Origin of the sequence: Rhizobium sp. PP-CC-3G-465, from assembly GCF_004343445.1 — a bacterium.
GTDB classification, from domain to species: Bacteria; Pseudomonadota; Alphaproteobacteria; order Rhizobiales; family Rhizobiaceae; genus Ferranicluibacter; species Ferranicluibacter rubi.
This window is the reverse complement of the sequence record NZ_SLYH01000001.1, coordinates 1,771,747-1,788,512: the sequence shown is the minus strand read 5'-3', so window position 1 is coordinate 1,788,512 and position 16,766 is coordinate 1,771,747. Positions and strand designations below refer to the sequence as shown.

Sequence of the window (16,766 nt, the reverse complement as noted above, 5' to 3'; positions counted from 1 at the left end):
AGCACACTACCGGCCGGCCGTTACGGACCCGTCAGGAGAATTGGTAAAGTTTGAATGAACCGCGCGAAAGCGCGTGTCAGACGTTGCGGCCGATCGCGCGCCAGCCGATGTCGCGCCGGCAGAAGCCGTTCTCCCAGGAAACCTTGTCCACGGCCGCGTAAGCCGCATCGCGCGCAGCCTCCACGGTGTCGCCAATGGCCGTCACGTTGAGCACGCGCCCGCCGGTCGCAACCAGCGCGCCGTTCTTCAGCGCGGTGCCCGCGTGAAACACCTTCATCGCAGCCTCTTCCGCCGGCAGTGCGGCGATGGGCGTGCCCTTGTCGTAGGCCGCGGGATATCCCTTGGAGGCCATCACCACGGTCAGCGCCGTGTCGTCGCGCCATTCGGCCTGAAGTCCGGCCAGCTCGCCGGTGGCCGACGCCAGCAGCAGCGGCAGCAGGTCGCTCTTCAGCCGCATCATCAGCACCTGGCATTCGGGATCGCCGAACCGCACATTGTATTCGATCAGTTCCGGGCCTTTTTCGGTGATCATCAGCCCGGCAAAGAGCACGCCTTCGAAGGGGTGCCCGCTCTCGGCCATGCCGGAAAGCGTCGGTTCGATGATCTCGCGCATCGTGCGCTCGACCATTTCGGCGCTCATCACGGGGGCGGGGGAGTAGGCGCCCATGCCGCCGGTATTCGGCCCGGTATCGCCTTCGCCCACGCGCTTGTGGTCCTGCGCCGAGCCGAGCGGCAGAGCGTTGGTCCCGTCGCAGAGGCAGAAGAAGCTCGCTTCCTCGCCATCGAGAAACGCCTCGACCACGACTTCGGCACCGGCCGCGCCGAACGCGCCTGAGAAGCAGTCCTCGACGGCGGCAACGGCCTCCTCGACGGTCATGGCGACGGTCACGCCCTTGCCGGCCGCAAGCCCGTCCGCCTTGATGACGATCGGCGCGCCCTGCTCGTGGATATAGGCGATCGCCGCGGCCGCGTCCGTGAACCGGCGATAGGCGCCGGTCGGAATGTTGTAGCGGGCGCAGATATCCTTGGTGAAGCCCTTGGAGCCCTCGAGCTGGGCCGCCGCCTGGGAAGGGCCGAAGACGAGGATGTTTTCCGCGCGCAGCATGTCGGCAAGGCCGGCGACCAGCGGCGCTTCGGGGCCGACGACGACGAAGTCTATGCCGGCGCTGAGGCAGAAGGACAGGACCGCCTCGTGGTTCTCGACGTCGATCTCGATCAGCGTTGCCACGTCCGCGATACCGGGATTGCCGGGGGCTGCGAAAAGCTGGGTGAGGCGAGGCGACTGGGCCAGTTTCCAAGCCAGGGCATGTTCGCGCCCGCCCGAACCGATCAGCAATACCTTCATCGTGTCTCGTCCTTGAAACAATGGGGGAAGCAACCGGGGAAGCAACCGTGCTGTTGCGGTTAAGGCGGCGCTCCCCCCGGGTCAAGGAAAAACGCCCGCTATCCCGTGCCGCCACGGCTGCACTGGGGTGTGATGCGGGGATGTCATGCCCGGATGTCGGCGTCTTTACAGCAGCCGCAGCGTGCCCTGCTTGCGCGGGCCGATCATGGCCCCATGCTCGTCATGCGGCGCCAGTGCCGTCCCGCCCAGCCGGTGCAGCGCCCAGATGCCGAGTTCGTCCAGCGCCAGCGGTTTGGAGATGAGGTAGCCCTGGAAGAAGTCGCAGCCGGCACGGGTGAGGAATGCGACTTTCCGCTCATTGTCGACGCCCTCGCCGATGACCGCCATGCCGCGCGCGTGGCAGAGCGCGATCAGCGCCGTCAGGGCGGGCGAGAGATCCGGCGTCGCCATGGTCTCGACGATCGCCCGGTCGAGCTTGATCGTGTCGGCGGTATATTCGATGATCTGCTGCACGGAGGTATAGCCCGCCCCGAAATCGTCGATGGAGATGCGGAAGCCGCGGCTGCGCAGCGCCTCGATGTTGCGATGCAGCTGGTCGCCGAGCTTTACGGCATAGGTCTCGGTCAGCTCGATCTCGATCCGGTCCGGCGCAATGCCGTAACGGGCGGCTTCCCGCGAGAAATGGTCGCCGATGCTGCGGGAGTGCAGCTCGGCCGAGGAGATGTTGATAGCCAGCACCGCCTGCGGCCCGAACATGTCGCGGATCTTGCCGTAGTCGGCCATGGCGCGGGAGACGACCCACCAGTCGATCTTGGTGAACTGGCCGGAGCTTTCCGCAATCGGCACGAACTCGTCCGGCGTCACCCGGCCGAGCGTCGGCGAGGTCCAGCGCAGAAGCGCCTCGCAGCCGGTGACGGCGCCTGCCTGATCGACGATCGGCATGTAGACAAGGTGGAACTGCTCGTCCGGATCGAGCATGCGCAGCTCTTCCTGGATCTGGCGCACCCGGTCGCGCTTGTCCTGCAGGTTGCGCGAAAAGCGTGAGGACTGGTTCTTGCCGCTGGTTTTGGCCTGGTACATCGCCGCGTCGGCATTGGAAATCAGCGCCGCGACGCTTTCCGCATCGCGCGGGCAGAGGGCGACGCCGATGCTGGCGGTCACGGGATAGATCTTGCCCTGAACCTCGAAGCCATGGGTGAACAGCGCGAGGATCGCGTCGCACGCCTCGCGGATCGCGCCGGTGCCCGGTTCCGCCTGGATGAGCACGGCGAACTCGTCGCCCGACAGGCGCGCGAGCATGGGCTCCGGCAGAGCGCGCTGCTGCATGATGGGTGCCACGGCATCGTGCACCCGCGTTGCAAAGACGCGCAGCAGCTCGTCGCCGACCTCGTGTCCATGCTTGTCGTTGACGAACTTGAAGTGGTCGATGTCGATGAAGAGAAGGGCAGCGCTGCCACGGCCGGCGACGGCATCCTGCACGATCCGTCCAGCCAGCACGTTGAACCGGCTGCGGTTCTGCATGCCGGTCAGCGCGTCGGTCCAGGAGGCTTCCTGCACGCGGCGGAGCGCGCTCGACGATTGATCGTGCAGTTTCTTGATATTGCCGGTCAGCCGCCCGATCTCGCCATCGCCGCCGGCCGCGACGATCTGCTCGCTCCGCTCGTCCATGACGGCGGTCACCTGCTGGTCGAGTGCGGCGATGGGATCGGTGATGAAGCGGCGGATGAGGGTGATCATCAGGCCGATGGAAATGAGGCTCATGCCGATGGTGCCGACGCCCAGCACCAGCTTCAGCTGCCAGAGCGCCGCCGACGCATACGCCTGGGGAACGCGCAGCGTCAGGTGCAGCGCCGGGATCAGTTCGACGGAGGCCGAGAGGTCGCCTGGTGCCGCCGTCTTCGGCGCGTCGCTCGTGAACTGAGGCTCGGTGGCATACTCTCTCTGCAGCGACTGGAGCATCGCCAGAAACTGGTCTGGCTGGACGGCGACCTGGACGAGGAGCGCCCGGTCCTTGTTGCTCGGCAGCGCACGGCTGAAGGTCGTGGGGTCGATGAACTCGGAATAGACGATGAGCGGCCGGCTCGTGCCCTCGTTCAGGTAGGTCCAGTTTCGCAGGCGCTCGCCTTTGAACAGGGTCCGCGCCAGCGTCATCTGCGCCGGGCTGATCTCGGCGAACGGGTCGTCGCTGTTCTCGAAGTAGTAGCCGATCGAGAGATCCGGCTGGAGGATCGAGAACGAGACATAGGCCCGCATATCGTCCGACAGCATGCGGATGGATTCCTGAATGCGCAGCGACAGCGCATTGTTGCGATAGCTGGCATCCGGCTCGGACATGAACAGCCGGACCGCGTTGCCCTCCAGAAGAGAATAGAGGAAGCTGCGGCTCTGGTTGGCATCGGCGCGGAACAGCGCCTCGGCATGGTCGAGCTGCTGGAAGATCCGCGCCCGTTCGAGCGACAGCAGAGCCTTGCTTTCCACGACATAGACAAGGCAGGCCGCCAGAAGATATCCGGCAAGCACGATGGGAAAGATCAGGAAGACTGCGCGCTTGCCGAGGGTCACTGGAAATTCGCCATCGCGCTGATGATCCGTCGTCGGGTCTGGATCGAGGAAACCGAAAGCTCCGTCTGGTACTGGCTCCTTTCCATGATGTCGGCGGGCGTATAGATAGCGGGATCGTTCTTCATCGCCTCGGGAAGGAGCGCGAGCGCCGCGGTGCTGGCCGTGGGCATGCCGAGCGTCTGTGCATTCAGGGCGGCGCTCTTGGCCGACAGGATATGGTCGACCAGCTTCATCGCCTGCGCCTTGCGCGGCGAAGCCGCGGTGACGGCCAGGCAGTCGAGCCAGGACAGCGTACCCTCCTGCGGGACGGAATAGCGCCAGAGGTCGGGCGTGCCCGCCTTCTCGTTCAGCACCTTCTGGTCGCCGCTATAGGCCAGCGCCATGTAGATGTCGCGCCCGTAATCCGGATTGTCGATGGAGGTGATGACGTAGGTGTAGGTCAGCACGGACGGCGCCTGTCCCTTCATCAGCTCGAAGGCCTGCTTCAGCGTGTCGCTGTCATTGGCATTGATCGATTTGCCGAGCAGGATCAGCGGCGCGATGAACGCCTCGTTGTGGTCGTCATACATGGCGATGTGCTTTTTCAGCGCAGGTGCCGGTTGCATGAGATCCTTCCAGGAGGTCGGCGTGGTTGTTACCTTGTCGGAACGATAAACGATCCCCATGGTTCCCCAGAGATAGGGCGCGCCATACCCGCCGCAGCGCGATGTCCAGTGGGTCGCATAGTCCTTCAGCGACGGCACGTCCCCCGTCGTGAGGGGCGCGAGGACGCCGCGCTTGCCGAAAAGGGCGCTGCCGTTCTCGCCGACGACCGTCAGGTCGATATTGCTGTTGGGGTCGGCAAGGATCTCGTCGCGGGCGTCGCCGCTATCGAAATAGATCTGTCGTACCTTGACGCCGGTCGAGGCCGTCCAGGCATCGAGAATGGCCTGGTCGATATAGGCCTCCCAGATCAGAAGGTTGAGTGTTTCCGCCCGCGCCAGTGTCGTGCAGCTGAAAAGCCCCAGCAAAAGCGCTGTCGCCGCAAGTCCCTGTCGCATCCGGCTTCCCTTCGATCGTCGTGGGGCAGAATAGACTGTAAAACTTGCTGAAACTTTACGGCGCTTTACCGGGAGAACGGGCGCGGTAAAGCCTTGAGAAAGGTCTCGCCGCCCTTACGAAAAGACCTTGCGGAAGACGTCCATCACAGGGCACGGTATTCGTGATATCGGGTGTTCGCGGCAACGGCCGACGCGCCCTATCAAGACATTGCACAGGGCCATCCGACCGATCCGGGTCGAGGATGGCGCATAGGAGACGTCGCCTTGAGTTATCTTCTGATCAAATCCCTCCACGTCGCCACCATGGTTGCCTGGATGGGCGGCATGGTTCTCCTGTCGGCGATCCATCTGTGGCTGGCGCGGGCGCAGTGTCCGCGCACCGACCGCGAGACCGCGGTCATCACAGCCGTCCGGCGCTGGAACGGGCGCGTGACCTCGCCGGCCATGGGCCTGACTTGGCTGTTCGGCCTCATCGCGGCCTGGCAGGGCGCTTGGTTCACGGCGCCGTGGCTGCACGCAAAGCTGCTGCTGGTCGTCCTTCTCTCGGCGCTGCACGGCATGCTCTCCGGCGCGCTGCGCCGCACCGCCGCCGATCCGAGCCGCCTGCCGCCGGCCTTTGCCCGCCATGCCGGCACCATCGTGCTCGCGACCATGCTGGTCATCGTGCTTCTCGTCGTCGTCAAACCCTTCTAACCAGGCGAGTCAGGCGGCTTGATCGGTCCGCTCAAGCGGCTTGACCGGCCGGGGACGAGACGGCAAACAAGAGGGCATGAACACAATGCCCTCCGATAGCGGGCGCGTCTTCGATGCGCCGTCGACCAACTGGGTCTACCGCATCCTGCCGCGGCCGCTCTGGCCCTATGCGCAGCTTGCCCGGTGGGACAGGCCGATCGGCTGGCAGCTGCTGATGTGGCCCTGCTTCTGGTCGGCGGCACTGGCGGCCAATGCGGCCGCTTTGGATGGCACGGCCTCGGTCGGGCGCCTCGTCCTGCATCTCGCTTTGTTTCTCATCGGGTCGATCGCGATGCGCGGTGCCGGCTGCACCTATAATGACATCGTCGACGAGACGATCGACATGGCCGTCGCCCGCACGCGCTCGCGTCCCCTGCCGTCCGGCCGGGTGTCGCGCCGCAACGCCAAGCTGTTCATGGGTTTGCAGGCACTGGTGGGCCTCGTGGTGCTGCTGCAGTTCAACGGCTTCTCGATCGTGCTCGGCATCCTTTCGCTCGGCTTCGTCGCCATCTACCCCTTTGCCAAGCGCTTCACCGACTGGCCCCAGTTCTTTCTCGGTATGGCCTTTTCATGGGGTGCGGTCATGGGCTGGGCAGCGGAGTTCGGCAGCCTCTCGGCCGCACCCGTCGTGCTCTACCTCGCCGCCATCGCCTGGACGGTCGGCTACGATACGATCTATGCCTATCAGGACCGCGAAGACGACGAACTCGTCGGCGTTCGCTCCACCGCCCGCCGCTTCGGAGAGCGCCCCAAACCCTGGCTGGTCGCACTCTACGGCCTCACCATCGTCCTGCTGTGTCTCGCCTTCGCACTCGCCGGTGCGGGTGCACTCGCCTACCTCGCGCTGGCCGCCGCCGCCATCATGCTCTTCTACCAGATCCTCGTCCTCGACATCCACGATGCCGGACAATGCCTGACACTCTTCCGCTTCAACGGCATGGTCGGGTTGATCGTGTTTGCAGGACTGGCGGCGGCGTTTCTGGTTCGGTTGATTTAGGGGCAACTTTTGTCAGAAACGGTGTGGGTTTGCTTGGTCTAAGAGAAAAACCCTCTCTGGCCTGCCGGCCATCTCCCCCACAAGGGGGGAGAGGACTCGGGGCTGGCCGCTCGCTTCAAAAACGTTCAAGATTGTGGCGAAGGGCCTGCCACAGGTCTTCTCCCCCCTTGTGGGGGAGATGGCCGGCAGGCCAGAGAGGGTCTTTTTTCCTAGCCCAACCCACCGCCGGACCCGCGCCCACAAAAAACATACCTATTCAGGCAGCCGGCCAGTCGTTGGCGGGATCGGGCACGACCTCGTCCTCACCATCATCGCTATCGACCCGGTTCTGGTCCGCGTCTTTCAGCAACCGTTCGCGCTCGGCCTCCGTCTTCGGGGTTGTCGAGGCGGCATCGTCTGTCGTTGTCGTCTTGTCCGCTGTCATGGCATCCTCCTTGGTGGTTTCACGAAGGCAACAGGAACGGCGCCATGATTGTTCCTCTGCAAACCCCACGAAACAAGCTCCCTCCACAAACAAAAAGCCGGCCGCAGGGACGGCCGACTTTTTGCACTGGAGGAGGTCGGAGATATCAGCGACGGGCGATGATCTCGGAGCCGTCGATCTTCATCGCCACGCCGAGGCTGCCGGTGGCCCGGCGCATCAGGAAGCGCGGACGGCGCTGGGCGTGAAGCGAATGGCGGCGGCGGGGGACGATCGCATGGGTCTTTACATCGCCGAGATGGTTGTCGAGCGGCCGGGCGACCCCGTCGGCTTCCACCATCAGCATGGGAATGCGGTAGGCTTCCGACCAGGCGCGCCAGTCGGCAGCGATGTCGGAGAGGTCGTGGGCGACGAGCAGGGGCACGCACAGGTCCGGATCGTCATGGTGAAGTTCCAGCGTCACCGTCACCTCGCCGTCGCCATGATCGATGGCACGGGCGGCAACGCCCTTGAAGGCCCGCGCCGGCAGCGCGATGGAAAGCGGCAGGCCGCTCGACGGCAGAACCTTGCGCATTACGGCGCCGCGTTCGTCGAGGCTGATCGTCACATTGCTCCGGGCGCCCGGCAGCGCAAAGCTGGCATGTTGCGGGAAACGCTTCGGATCGAGCCGCAGTTCGGTGTCGACCCATGCAGGTTGAGAAACGGTTTTCAGCATGTCATTTCGCCCTTGTTTTACCTTTGAGAGCCGGTTTCCGGTCTTTTCTCATCGAGACGTTTTCGTCTTCTATGGAGGTCAACATAGGCGGCGCCTGTTTGAGACCGCTTAAAATTCGCGGTTAAAAAACTTTGCATTCCCCGATGGTTAGCAAAGCTCGACGCTTTACGGTTTAGAAGACGTCAACGCGCGGTCGCGCATTCTCCGCAAAAAGCCTCGCGCAAGCAGCAGCCGTCATGGTGAAGCGACATGGCCGCAGCTTGCCGGCGCGTGCCCTTCGGCGCGTGCCCGGCGTGCGGCAGGAGCAGGCGGCAGGGCGGCAAATGGCATCGACCTATCTCGACTATAATCTCGTCGTTCGAGACATGAAGGAGAGCATCAATCGCATCTCCCAGCAGAAGATGGTCGAGCGCGATACCCAGTATTACAAGGAGAACATCGGCAAGGTCACGACCGTCGATGCCTTCCTCGACGACTACCGGCTCTATTCCTACGCCATGAAGGCCCACGGCCTCGAGGACATGACCTACGCCAAGGCGTTCATGCGCAAGGTGCTGGAAAGCGACCTCAACGACGATGCCAGCTATGCCAACAAGCTGAGCGACGATCGCTATCGCAATTTCGCGATGGCCTTCAGCTTCGACAAGTCGACCACCGTGGCACAGACCGGCGCACAGGAAGATGCGCTGATCGGTCTCTACAATGCCAATATCGCCAATGCCGACAGCGCGATGAACACGGAAGTGAACTATTTCAACGCAATGACCGTCGGCGGCAATATCAAGACCGTCGATCAGTTCCTGCAGAACGAGCGCTTGCGCGAATACGCCTTCCCACTTTTCGGGCTGAAACCCGACAGTTTCGATTTTGCGCAGGTACGCCAGGCCCTGACGAGCGACATCAACGACCCCGCGAGCTACGTCAACACGCTGCAACAGACGGCCGCCGATGCGCTGTCCGGTCGCGGAGCGGAGATCCGGGCGACGGTCGTCAAATACGACGAGCGCTCCAGCGCGTCCGCGCAGATCGCGTCGCTGACCGCAAGCCTGTCGCAGCCCGGCGCCGACCAGCCGGCCATTCAGGCGAAGATCAATGAACAGCAGGCGATCTACGATGCCCGCAACGCCGAACTACCGCCCTTTTCCCAGACGGCGGCCAACGTCGCGGCGCTCTCGTCGGAATATGCGCAGCTGGACTATGCGGGCACCCTCGCCATCAATCTGAAGGCCATGGCGACGGCCTTCAAATTCAACGCCGACGGCACCGCGCCGTCCGTGACCCCGCTCGTGGGCGATGCCGACAAGGCCTCGATGCGCGAGCTTTACTTCGCCTCCGCACCGCGCCTCACGGGCACCGGCGCGCTGATCAACAAGGATTACTTCGAGGCGCACGTCAACGATTTCACGACCGCGACGGACCTGCTGGCCGACAGCCGCATGCGCTCCTTCATCATCACGGCCTACGGCATTCCGCGCGGAACGGGATCGAGCGTGCTCAACGCCATCATCACCAGCGACCTCAACGATCCCGCCAGCTATGCCAATACGACGGGCGCGGAAAACAACGCCGCCTACAAGGTGCTGGCCGCCGGCTTCAACTTCAAGCCGGACGGAACGCTGGCGGCGGGCGACGTACCCCAGACGGCGGCGCAGAAAAGTGCGGCCTCGGCAAACTACATGAACCGCTACAACGATGCGGCGGATGCGACGGATGAGTCCCTGATCTCCGCCTACAAAAAGCTGATCGGCACGGTCACCACCGTCGATGCCCTGCTGAACAACCCGAAGGGCGTGCAGGTCGCACTTTCGGCTTTCGGCCTGGAGAACGAAGGCAAGAGCGCGCGCGAGCTGCGCAGGATCCTGACCAGCGACGTCAACGACCCGAAGAGCTACGTCAACACGCTGAAGGACGACCGCTACGTCCAGCTGACCAACGCCTTCAACTTCAAGGCCGACGGCAAGGTCGGTGCGCCGAAGCTTGCGCAGTCGGAGTCCGAAATCCTGCAGATCTCCAAGGCCTATGTGGTGGCCAAAGGCCAGTTCGGCACGGAGAAGGACAAGACCGACGCGACGAACGAGGCCAAATACTACGCCGCGCAGATGGAGAAGGTCAAAACGCTCGACGATCTCCTGAAAGATCCGCGCATGACGAACTTCATCCTGGTCGCAACCGGCATCGATCCGAAGACGGTGAAGAAGGACGAGCTGAAGAAGGTCTTCACATCGGACGTTTCCGACCCCAAGAGCTTCATCAACACGGAGGCCGACCCGCGCTACCACGCGCTCGTGGCCTCCTTCAACTTCGACGCGACCGGCAAGACGGTTCGCCCGCAGGAAAACCAGATCCAGACCCGCCGTGGTCTTCTGGAAACGCAGGACCTCTATTACAATCAGACGCTCGAAGAGCAGAAGGGCGAGGACAATGCCGGCGTCCGTCTCGCGCTGTACTTCCGCCGTATGGCGCCTGGTATCGGATCCACCTTCGACATTCTCGCCGACAATGCCCTGATGCAGGTGGTGCGGACGGCCTACAGCATCCCCGAAGAGATGAGCAGTGCCAACGTCGATGTCCAGTCGGAATACATCAAGCGGGTTCTGGACGTGAAGGATCTGCGCGATCCGGAAAAGCTCGAAAAACTGATGAAGCGGTTTACCGCACTTTATGACGTCCAGAACAACACGGACACGTCTCCGGCGCTGGCCATCTTCAACTCGACGGCCGGAAGCGGCGGCATCAGCAGCGAATCGCTGCTCGCCATTTCGCAATTGCGCATGGGTGGCTGAGGACGACGGCCGCCGCGGCTTTATGGCTTGATCTGCAACACCTTGTCCGGGTTCATGATCCCGGCCGGGTCGAAGGCATGCTTGATCCGCTGCATCAGGTCGATCTCTATGCCATAGCGCACCTCCGCCAGCTCGTCGCGCTTCAGCTGGCCGATGCCGTGCTCGGCGGAAATCGAGCCGCCATGGGCCAGCACGAGGCCGTGCACGATCGCGTTCATCTCCCGCCAGCGTTCGAGGAATGCCTGCTTGTCGGCACCGACCGGCTGGGAGATGTTGTAGTGGATGTTGCCGTCGCCCATATGGCCGAAGGAGCAGATCCGCGCGCCGGGTATCGCCGCCATCACGGCCGCATCGGCCTGCGCCATGAAGGCGGGGATGCTGGCGATCGGCACCGACACATCATGCTTGATCGACCCGCCTTCCGGCCGCTGCGCCAGCGACAGGCTTTCGCGCATGTGCCACAGCGCCTTTCGCTGCGCCTCGCTGGAGGCGACGATCGCATCGTCCACGAGCCCGTTCTCGATGGCGCCGGAGAGCAGCGCCTCCATCGTGCGCCCGGCACTTTCCGCACTGTCCGAACTGGAGATGTCGATCAGCACGTACCAGGGATGCACCGTCGCCATCGGGTCCGTGACGCCGGGAATGTTGCGCACCGAAAAGTCGATGCCGATGCGCGGCATCAGCTCGAATCCGGTCAGCGTCTGCCCGCACAGCGTGGACGCCCGCTCGAATAGCGCCAGCGCATCCTCGACGGTGCGCAGGCCGGCAAGGGCCACCTCATGCCCGAGCGGCTTTGGAAACAGCCGCAGCACCGCACCGGTGATGACGCCGAGCGTGCCTTCCGCGCCGATGAAGAGATCGCGCAGATCGTATCCCGTATTGTCCTTCTTCAGGCGCCGCAGCCCGTCCCAGATCTCGCCGGTCGGCAGCACCACTTCGAGGCCCAGGCAGAGCTGGCGCATATTGCCATAGGCGAGCACCGCCGTTCCCCCGGCATTGGTCGAGAGGTTGCCGCCGATCCGGCAGGAGCCCTCCGAGCCGAGCGACAGCGGAAACAGCCGGTCCACCCGGTCGGCCGCCGTCTGGATATCGGCGAGAATGCAGCCGGCATCCGCCACGATGACATTGCCGACCGGATCGACGTCGCGAATGCGGTTCATCCGCTCCAGCGACAGGAGAATGTCGGCAGCCCCCGTGCGGGGGATCTGCCCGGCCACATGGCCGGTATTGCCCGCCTGCGGCACGATGGCGACACCGGTTTCGCTGGCAAGCGTCAGGATCGCCGAGACCTCCGCGACGTTGGCAGGCTTCAAGACCGCCGGTGTCGTGCCGCGATAGAGCCCGCGGGTTTCCACCAGATAGCGATCCTCGACATCGGCCCCCACCTCCGCATGGCCGCCGACGAGATCGACGAAGCGCTGGACGAGATCGGGCGAGGGGACGGTGTTGGTCATGACGGTGCTCTCAAGATGGCAGGATCAGCGGGGGGCCGCCGCGCGCTCCAGCCGGTCGCGGATGGCCTCGCCGAGGCCTTGGCTCGGAATGGCGGAAAAGGCGATCGTCCGGGCGCCCGTGGCGTCCGCCTGCTTCATATAGGAAAAGAGGTTGGCGGCGGCTTCCCGCAGATTGCCGGATGGGCTGAGATCGAGCACGATCACCGCCGCCGCCTCGCCGGGAAGGGCCATGCCCCCGAAGCGGATCAGGGCCTCCCCCGGCCGCACATCCGTCGCATTCAGCCGAACGGCCGCACCCGGCGCATAATGCGAGGCAAGCATGCCCGGCGCCTCCAAAGTGGCACCGGCTGAATCCTGCCGCAAAAGCCGCTGCCCGGCCACAGTCTCGATGTCGGCCGCCTCCAGCCCGCCGGGACGCAGCAGGCGAAGCTGGCCGTTCTCCACCTTGACGATGGTCGATTCGAGCCCGATGCCCGCCGGTCCGGCGTCGAGAATAAGGTCGATGGCCGATCCGAGATCGTCGGCCACATGCGCCGCCGTCGTCGGGCTGATCCGCCCCGACGTGTTGGCGCTGGGCGCTGCCAGCGGCTTGCCGAAAGCGGCAATGACCTCGCGCGCGAAACCGGCCGGCATCCGAAGCCCGAGCGTATCGAGCCCGGCCGTCGCCAGCGCATGCACGGCGCTGCCGGGCGCCCGCGTCACCACCAGCGTCAGCGGCCCCGGCCAGAAGGCCTCCGCCAGCCGACGCGAAACGGGATCGAACAAGCCATGGCTTTCGGCCATCTCCATGTCGGACACATGCGAAATCAGCGGGTTGAAACGCGGCCGGCCCTTCACCTCATAGATCGAGGCGATCGCATCGGCCCGAGTCGCATCGGCCGCAAGCCCGTAAACGGTCTCCGTCGGCAGCGCGATCGGCCGGCCTTGGCCGAGCACATCCACGGCGCGCTCCAGCGCCCGCACCCGGTCGAGGGTCGTCTCGATGATCTCTGCCATGCCGTCTCGCGCTTCCGTCCCGATGAGGTGGACGTCTTAGTGCAAAACGATAACGGCTGCAAAGCGTCTCAGAGCGCGCGGATGATCGTGCGCAGGGCGTCGTTGCGGGCGCCCAGCATCAGCACGTTCTTCAGGGCCGTCTTCGGGTCCTGCGTGCGGAAAAGGAGGCCGCCGTCGCGGACGGTCCGGTTGATCACGAGCTTGCCCTGCTCGCGGTCGAGGTCCATCGCGACGGCGAAATACATGCGCGAATATCCGCGGCGGACATCGTCGAAGAAATGTTCGTCCTTGCCGATTTCGCAGAAGAAGTTGGCCATGTAGAACGACCAGCGGACATCGTCGTAGTCCGCGAATTTGGTGCGCGCCGCCGTCACATGACAGTAGCCGAGATGCGGGCTGCCATCGAGCGTGCGGTGGAAGATCATCTTGGGAAAGCGGATCGACGCGTGAAAGCCGCTGATGCGGTCGTAGGCGAGCGTGCCCGCGGCCTCCAGCTTGCGGCCCGTGCGTTCGGCCACTTCCTTGTGCGTCAGGTAGCGCTTTGCAGCACGCGCCTCGGATGTCGGGCGGTTGATCCGGCCGGTGCGCAGGTAATCCGTGTAGACGCCCCCGCGTGGTTCCTTGGGAGCCTTGGCATCATCGAAGTAGCGCAGGTTGGCCATGGTCTGGTCCAGCATGGATGATCTTCCTTTTGCATGGTTTTACAGGCCCGCCATGGCGCGAGGCTTGCGTCATCCGGCCCTTCGCCTCGGGGCGGGCAGCAGGCGCGCGTGCCTCGATGTCGCAAATGCGCACCCGGCAACGACGCATCGGCCTGACCGGAAAAGCGACATCTGCCGAAATTTCTCGCATCGTCTTGTTTATCTTGAAGGATCGGCGCACGAAGCCTCAAAAATGGCCCGCAAATGCGCGTGTCGCCTTTCTCAAATCGCGTGTCGCTTCTTGGCCTCTGAAATCGGCCGGAGCGGCGTTAGAGTGAGAGGCTCAAGGCGCCGGTTTCAAAGGGATCCGGACACATTGGGAAGCCGGTCGAAACCCGGCGCTGCGCCCGCAACGGTGGTGGAGTATGAAGCCGGCAGATCCTTGTCAGGGGTTAGCATCCCCAAGGTCGGCATGGCGAGATGCCCCTGAGCCCGAACACCTGTCTTGGGGCCGATGTGACGGACTTTGATGTGCCAATGTTACGGTCTTTGATGTGAATGTCTTGGTGCGGCGGGTTGCCGGGTGTGAGCTTCGAAGGGCTTTCCCGGCCATACCAGCCCTTAAGTTGGCCTGTAGCGGGCCTTGGGATTGCGACCTCCTGGCGAGGTCCGTGGTATAAAGGAACGGGAACATGGATTTTCGCAGCGAAGTGCTCCGCACGCTCCGGAACCGGCGCGAGACCCACAGCCTCGAGCAGGCATTCTACACGGATCCTGATCTCTACAAGCTCGACCTGCAGGAGATCTGGTACAAGGACTGGCTCTTCATCGGCCATGACTGCGAGATCCCCAAGGCCGGCAACTATTTCACGGTCCAGATCGGCGACTATCCCGTCGTCATCACCCGCGACCGCCAGGGCGCCATCCATGCCCTGCACAATGCCTGTCGCCACCGCGGCTCGCGCGTCTGCACCCAGGCCAAGGGCGCCTCGGCGCGGCTCGTCTGTCCCTATCACAACTGGACCTACGAGCTGGACGGCAAGCTGATGTTCGCCCGCCAGATGGGCGAGGACTTCGACAAATCCGCCCACGGCCTGAAGCCCGTCGCCTGCGAGACCATTGCCGGCTACATCTTCATCAGCCTGGCCGCCGAGCCGCTGGATTTTGCGCCCGTGCGCGACATGGTCACGTCCTACCTCGCGCCGCACAATCTCAAGGACACGAAGGTCGCCTATGAGAGCACCATCGTGGAGAAGGGCAACTGGAAGCTCGTCTGGGAAAACAACCGCGAGTGCTACCACTGCGCCAGCAACCACCCGGAGCTCTGCCGCACCTATCCCGAGGCGCCGTCGGCCACCGGCGTCCAGGGTGCGAAGGACGATCCCGTCATCTCCGAGCACTGGAGCCGCTGCGAAGCCTCCGGTCTGCCGAGCGAATTCTGCATCGATGCGACGGGCCAGTTCCGCGTCGCGCGCATGCCGCTCATTCAGGATGCCGAGAGCTACACCATGTCCGGTGCCCGCGCCGTCAAGCGCCGCCTGTCCGACGCCGTGCCCCAGAGCCATATCGGCACGCTGCTGATGTTCCATTACCCGAGCACTTGGAACCATGTGCTGGCCGACCACGCCATCACCTTCCGCGTGCTGCCGCTCGGCCCCGAACTGACGCAGGTCACCACCAAGTGGCTGGTCCACAAGGATGCCGTCGAAGGTGTCGATTACAATCTCGAGGAACTGACCCACGTCTGGACCGAGACCAACGATCAGGACCGCCAGATCGTCGAGGAAAACGCCTTCGGCATCCGCTCGCCGGCCTATGAGCCCGGCCCTTACTCGCCCGAGCACGAGGGCGGCGTCATGCAGTTCGTCGAGTGGTACACGAACTTCATGCAGGAGCGCCTGACGGGCGTCCGCGCGCCGCTCGTGCGCGTGGCCTGACATGAGCCAAGGTAGCATGTCCGTCGTATCGCCGTTCCGTCACTTCGACGAACTCCAGCCCTGGAACGATCGCCAGCACCTGCTCGAATGCATCGCGGTGACGCTCGAGGCGCCCGACGTCATGACCTTCGTGTTCAAGTCGGATCGCGACGGCTGGTTCCGCTACCTGCCGGGCCAGTTCGTCACGCTCGAAATCCCGGTGACGGCGGACGATCCGGTGATGCGGACCTACACGCTGTCCTCGACGCCCTCGCGTCCGTTTTCCATCGCCGTGACGGTGAAGGCGCAGGCGACGTCGATCGGCACCCGCTGGATGTTTCAGAACCTGCGCCCAGGCATGACGCTGAAGGCCTTCGGCCCGCTCGGCGACTTCTCCTTCGTGCGCTATCCCGGCGAGAAATACCTGTTCGTCTCTGCCGGCTCCGGCATCACGCCGATGATGTCGATGACGCGCTGGTTTTCCGATTGCGCGCCGCAGACCGATGTCGCCTTCGTCTCCTGCGCCCGCCGACCCGACGATCTGCTCTTCCGGGCCGAGCTGGAAACGCTTAGCCCCGGCATGCCGAACCTGTCGCTCGGCTTCGTCGTGGAAGGCCACGAGCCCCGCCACGGCTGGCACGGCCTGCGCGGCCGCATCGATGCCGCCAAGGTGGCGCTGCTGACGCCCGATTTCATGTCCCGAACGGTGTTCTGCTGCGGTCCCGAACCGTTCATGCGCGGCGTGCGCGAACTGCTGCAGGCATCCGGCTTCGACATGGCCCGCTACCACGAGGAAAGCTTCCAGCCGGCGGCAGCCCCCAATGTCGACGAACTCGCCGTCCGCGCCGGTCCTGGCGATGCTTCCGGCGAGGCCGATACCGACCAGCCGATCGTCGCCCCCAGCATCACCTTCACCATGGCCGGCAAGGAGGCGAAATGCATCCCCGGCCAGACCGTCCTCCAGACCGCCCGCGCCGCCGGCGTCCGCATCGGCGCCGCCTGCGAAAGCGGCCTCTGCGGCACCTGTCGCGTCATGAAGATCTCGGGTGAGGTCGAGATGAACCACAATGGCGGCATCCTCGACGAGGACATCGAAGAAGGCTACATCCTCGCCTGCTGCTCCCGCCCGCTGACGGACGTGCAGATCGAGGCTTGAGCGGCGAG

General features: G+C 64.3%; 13 protein-coding genes and 1 riboswitch. Of the genes, 5 read left to right on the top strand and 8 right to left on the bottom strand.

Annotated elements, in window-relative coordinates:
- Positions 1 to 76: 76 nt before the first annotated feature.
- The 3 genes from purD to C8J33_RS08395 all read right to left on the bottom strand — a co-directional run bounded on the left by purD (position 77) and on the right by C8J33_RS08395 (position 4,947).
- Positions 77 to 1,345, bottom strand: coding sequence for a phosphoribosylamine--glycine ligase (gene purD / locus C8J33_RS08405; RefSeq protein WP_132663707.1), 1,269 nt, complete (start codon positions 1,343 to 1,345; stop codon positions 77 to 79).
- Positions 1,346 to 1,510: 165 nt separating this feature from the next.
- On the bottom strand, positions 1,511 to 3,907 hold the full coding sequence (locus C8J33_RS08400; protein ID WP_132663706.1) for a putative bifunctional diguanylate cyclase/phosphodiesterase: 2,397 nt from the start codon (positions 3,905 to 3,907) through the stop codon (positions 1,511 to 1,513).
- Positions 3,904 to 4,947 carry a polyamine ABC transporter substrate-binding protein gene (locus C8J33_RS08395; RefSeq protein ID WP_132663705.1) on the bottom strand — a complete coding sequence of 348 codons (1,044 nt, stop codon included), beginning with the start codon at positions 4,945 to 4,947 and terminating at the stop codon, positions 3,904 to 3,906. The genes C8J33_RS08400 and C8J33_RS08395 overlap by 4 nt, the downstream gene beginning before the upstream one ends.
- Positions 4,948 to 5,211: 264 nt before the next feature.
- Here C8J33_RS08395 and C8J33_RS08390 point away from each other — a divergent pair, with 264 nt between their 5' ends.
- Together C8J33_RS08390 and ubiA are read left to right on the top strand one after the other, a co-directional pair.
- Positions 5,212 to 5,640: a CopD family protein gene (locus C8J33_RS08390; protein ID WP_110726729.1), complete on the top strand. Its 429-nt coding sequence runs from the start codon at positions 5,212 to 5,214 to the stop codon at positions 5,638 to 5,640.
- A gap of 76 nt (positions 5,641 to 5,716) precedes the next feature.
- Positions 5,717 to 6,676: a 4-hydroxybenzoate octaprenyltransferase gene (gene ubiA, locus C8J33_RS08385; protein ID WP_132663704.1), complete on the top strand. Its 960-nt coding sequence runs from the start codon at positions 5,717 to 5,719 to the stop codon at positions 6,674 to 6,676.
- 256 nt (positions 6,677 to 6,932) lie between these two features.
- On the opposite strand, the gene C8J33_RS27005 is transcribed toward ubiA, so the two are convergent.
- Entirely contained in the window at positions 6,933 to 7,100 is a 168-nt protein-coding gene (locus C8J33_RS27005) for a hypothetical protein (protein WP_165929762.1), read from the bottom strand.
- A gap of 145 nt (positions 7,101 to 7,245) precedes the next feature.
- Entirely contained in the window at positions 7,246 to 7,812 is a 567-nt protein-coding gene (locus C8J33_RS08375) for a DUF6101 family protein (RefSeq protein WP_132446462.1), read from the bottom strand.
- A 236-nt stretch (positions 7,813 to 8,048) separates the two neighbouring features.
- Here C8J33_RS08375 and C8J33_RS08370 point away from each other — a divergent pair, with 236 nt between their 5' ends.
- On the top strand, positions 8,049 to 10,595 hold the full coding sequence (locus tag C8J33_RS08370; RefSeq protein ID WP_132663703.1) for a DUF1217 domain-containing protein: 2,547 nt from the start codon (positions 8,049 to 8,051) through the stop codon (positions 10,593 to 10,595).
- A 20-nt stretch (positions 10,596 to 10,615) separates the two neighbouring features.
- Here C8J33_RS08370 and C8J33_RS08365 read toward each other — a convergent pair whose 3' ends face one another.
- The 3 genes from C8J33_RS08365 to C8J33_RS08355 form a co-directional block, all read right to left on the bottom strand.
- On the bottom strand, positions 10,616 to 12,049 hold the full coding sequence (locus C8J33_RS08365; RefSeq protein WP_132663702.1) for an FAD-binding oxidoreductase: 1,434 nt from the start codon (positions 12,047 to 12,049) through the stop codon (positions 10,616 to 10,618).
- A 24-nt stretch (positions 12,050 to 12,073) separates the two neighbouring features.
- A complete protein-coding gene (locus tag C8J33_RS08360; RefSeq protein WP_132663701.1) occupies positions 12,074 to 13,045 on the bottom strand; it encodes an L-threonylcarbamoyladenylate synthase in 972 nt (323 codons plus the stop codon).
- A 68-nt stretch (positions 13,046 to 13,113) separates the two neighbouring features.
- Positions 13,114 to 13,707 carry a DUF6656 family protein gene (locus C8J33_RS08355; RefSeq protein ID WP_110800122.1) on the bottom strand — a complete coding sequence of 198 codons (594 nt, stop codon included), beginning with the start codon at positions 13,705 to 13,707 and terminating at the stop codon, positions 13,114 to 13,116.
- Positions 13,708 to 14,015: 308 nt separating this feature from the next.
- Positions 14,016 to 14,208: riboswitch (cobalamin riboswitch) on the top strand.
- A 170-nt stretch (positions 14,209 to 14,378) separates the two neighbouring features.
- Between C8J33_RS08355 and C8J33_RS08350 the strand changes: the two genes are divergently transcribed.
- Entirely contained in the window at positions 14,379 to 15,623 is a 1,245-nt protein-coding gene (locus tag C8J33_RS08350) for an aromatic ring-hydroxylating oxygenase subunit alpha (protein ID WP_110799876.1), read from the top strand.
- A 16-nt stretch (positions 15,624 to 15,639) separates the two neighbouring features.
- The gene (locus C8J33_RS08345) at positions 15,640 to 16,758 is read left to right on the top strand and encodes a hybrid-cluster NAD(P)-dependent oxidoreductase (protein WP_132663700.1); all 1,119 of its coding nucleotides are present in this window, start codon (positions 15,640 to 15,642) and stop codon (positions 16,756 to 16,758) included.
- The last annotated feature ends 8 nt before the right edge of the window (positions 16,759 to 16,766 follow it).

Coding starts and splice junctions, on each gene's coding strand:
- ubiA (WP_132663704.1), top strand. CDS start 5,717: ATGAACACAATGCCCTCCGATAGCGGGCGCGTCTTCGATGCGCCGTCG.
- C8J33_RS08345 (WP_132663700.1), top strand. CDS start 15,640: ATGTCCGTCGTATCGCCGTTCCGTCACTTCGACGAACTCCAGCCCTGG.
- purD (WP_132663707.1), bottom strand. CDS start 1,345: ATGAAGGTATTGCTGATCGGTTCGGGCGGGCGCGAACATGCCCTGGCT.
- C8J33_RS08360 (WP_132663701.1), bottom strand. CDS start 13,045: ATGGCAGAGATCATCGAGACGACCCTCGACCGGGTGCGGGCGCTGGAG.
- C8J33_RS08355 (WP_110800122.1), bottom strand. CDS start 13,707: ATGGCCAACCTGCGCTACTTCGATGATGCCAAGGCTCCCAAGGAACCA.
- C8J33_RS27005 (WP_165929762.1), bottom strand. CDS start 7,100: ATGACAGCGGACAAGACGACAACGACAGACGATGCCGCCTCGACAACC.
- C8J33_RS08375 (WP_132446462.1), bottom strand. CDS start 7,812: ATGCTGAAAACCGTTTCTCAACCTGCATGGGTCGACACCGAACTGCGG.
- C8J33_RS08395 (WP_132663705.1), bottom strand. CDS start 4,947: ATGCGACAGGGACTTGCGGCGACAGCGCTTTTGCTGGGGCTTTTCAGC.
- C8J33_RS08365 (WP_132663702.1), bottom strand. CDS start 12,049: ATGACCAACACCGTCCCCTCGCCCGATCTCGTCCAGCGCTTCGTCGAT.
- C8J33_RS08370 (WP_132663703.1), top strand. CDS start 8,049: ATGGTGAAGCGACATGGCCGCAGCTTGCCGGCGCGTGCCCTTCGGCGC.
- C8J33_RS08350 (WP_110799876.1), top strand. CDS start 14,379: ATGGATTTTCGCAGCGAAGTGCTCCGCACGCTCCGGAACCGGCGCGAG.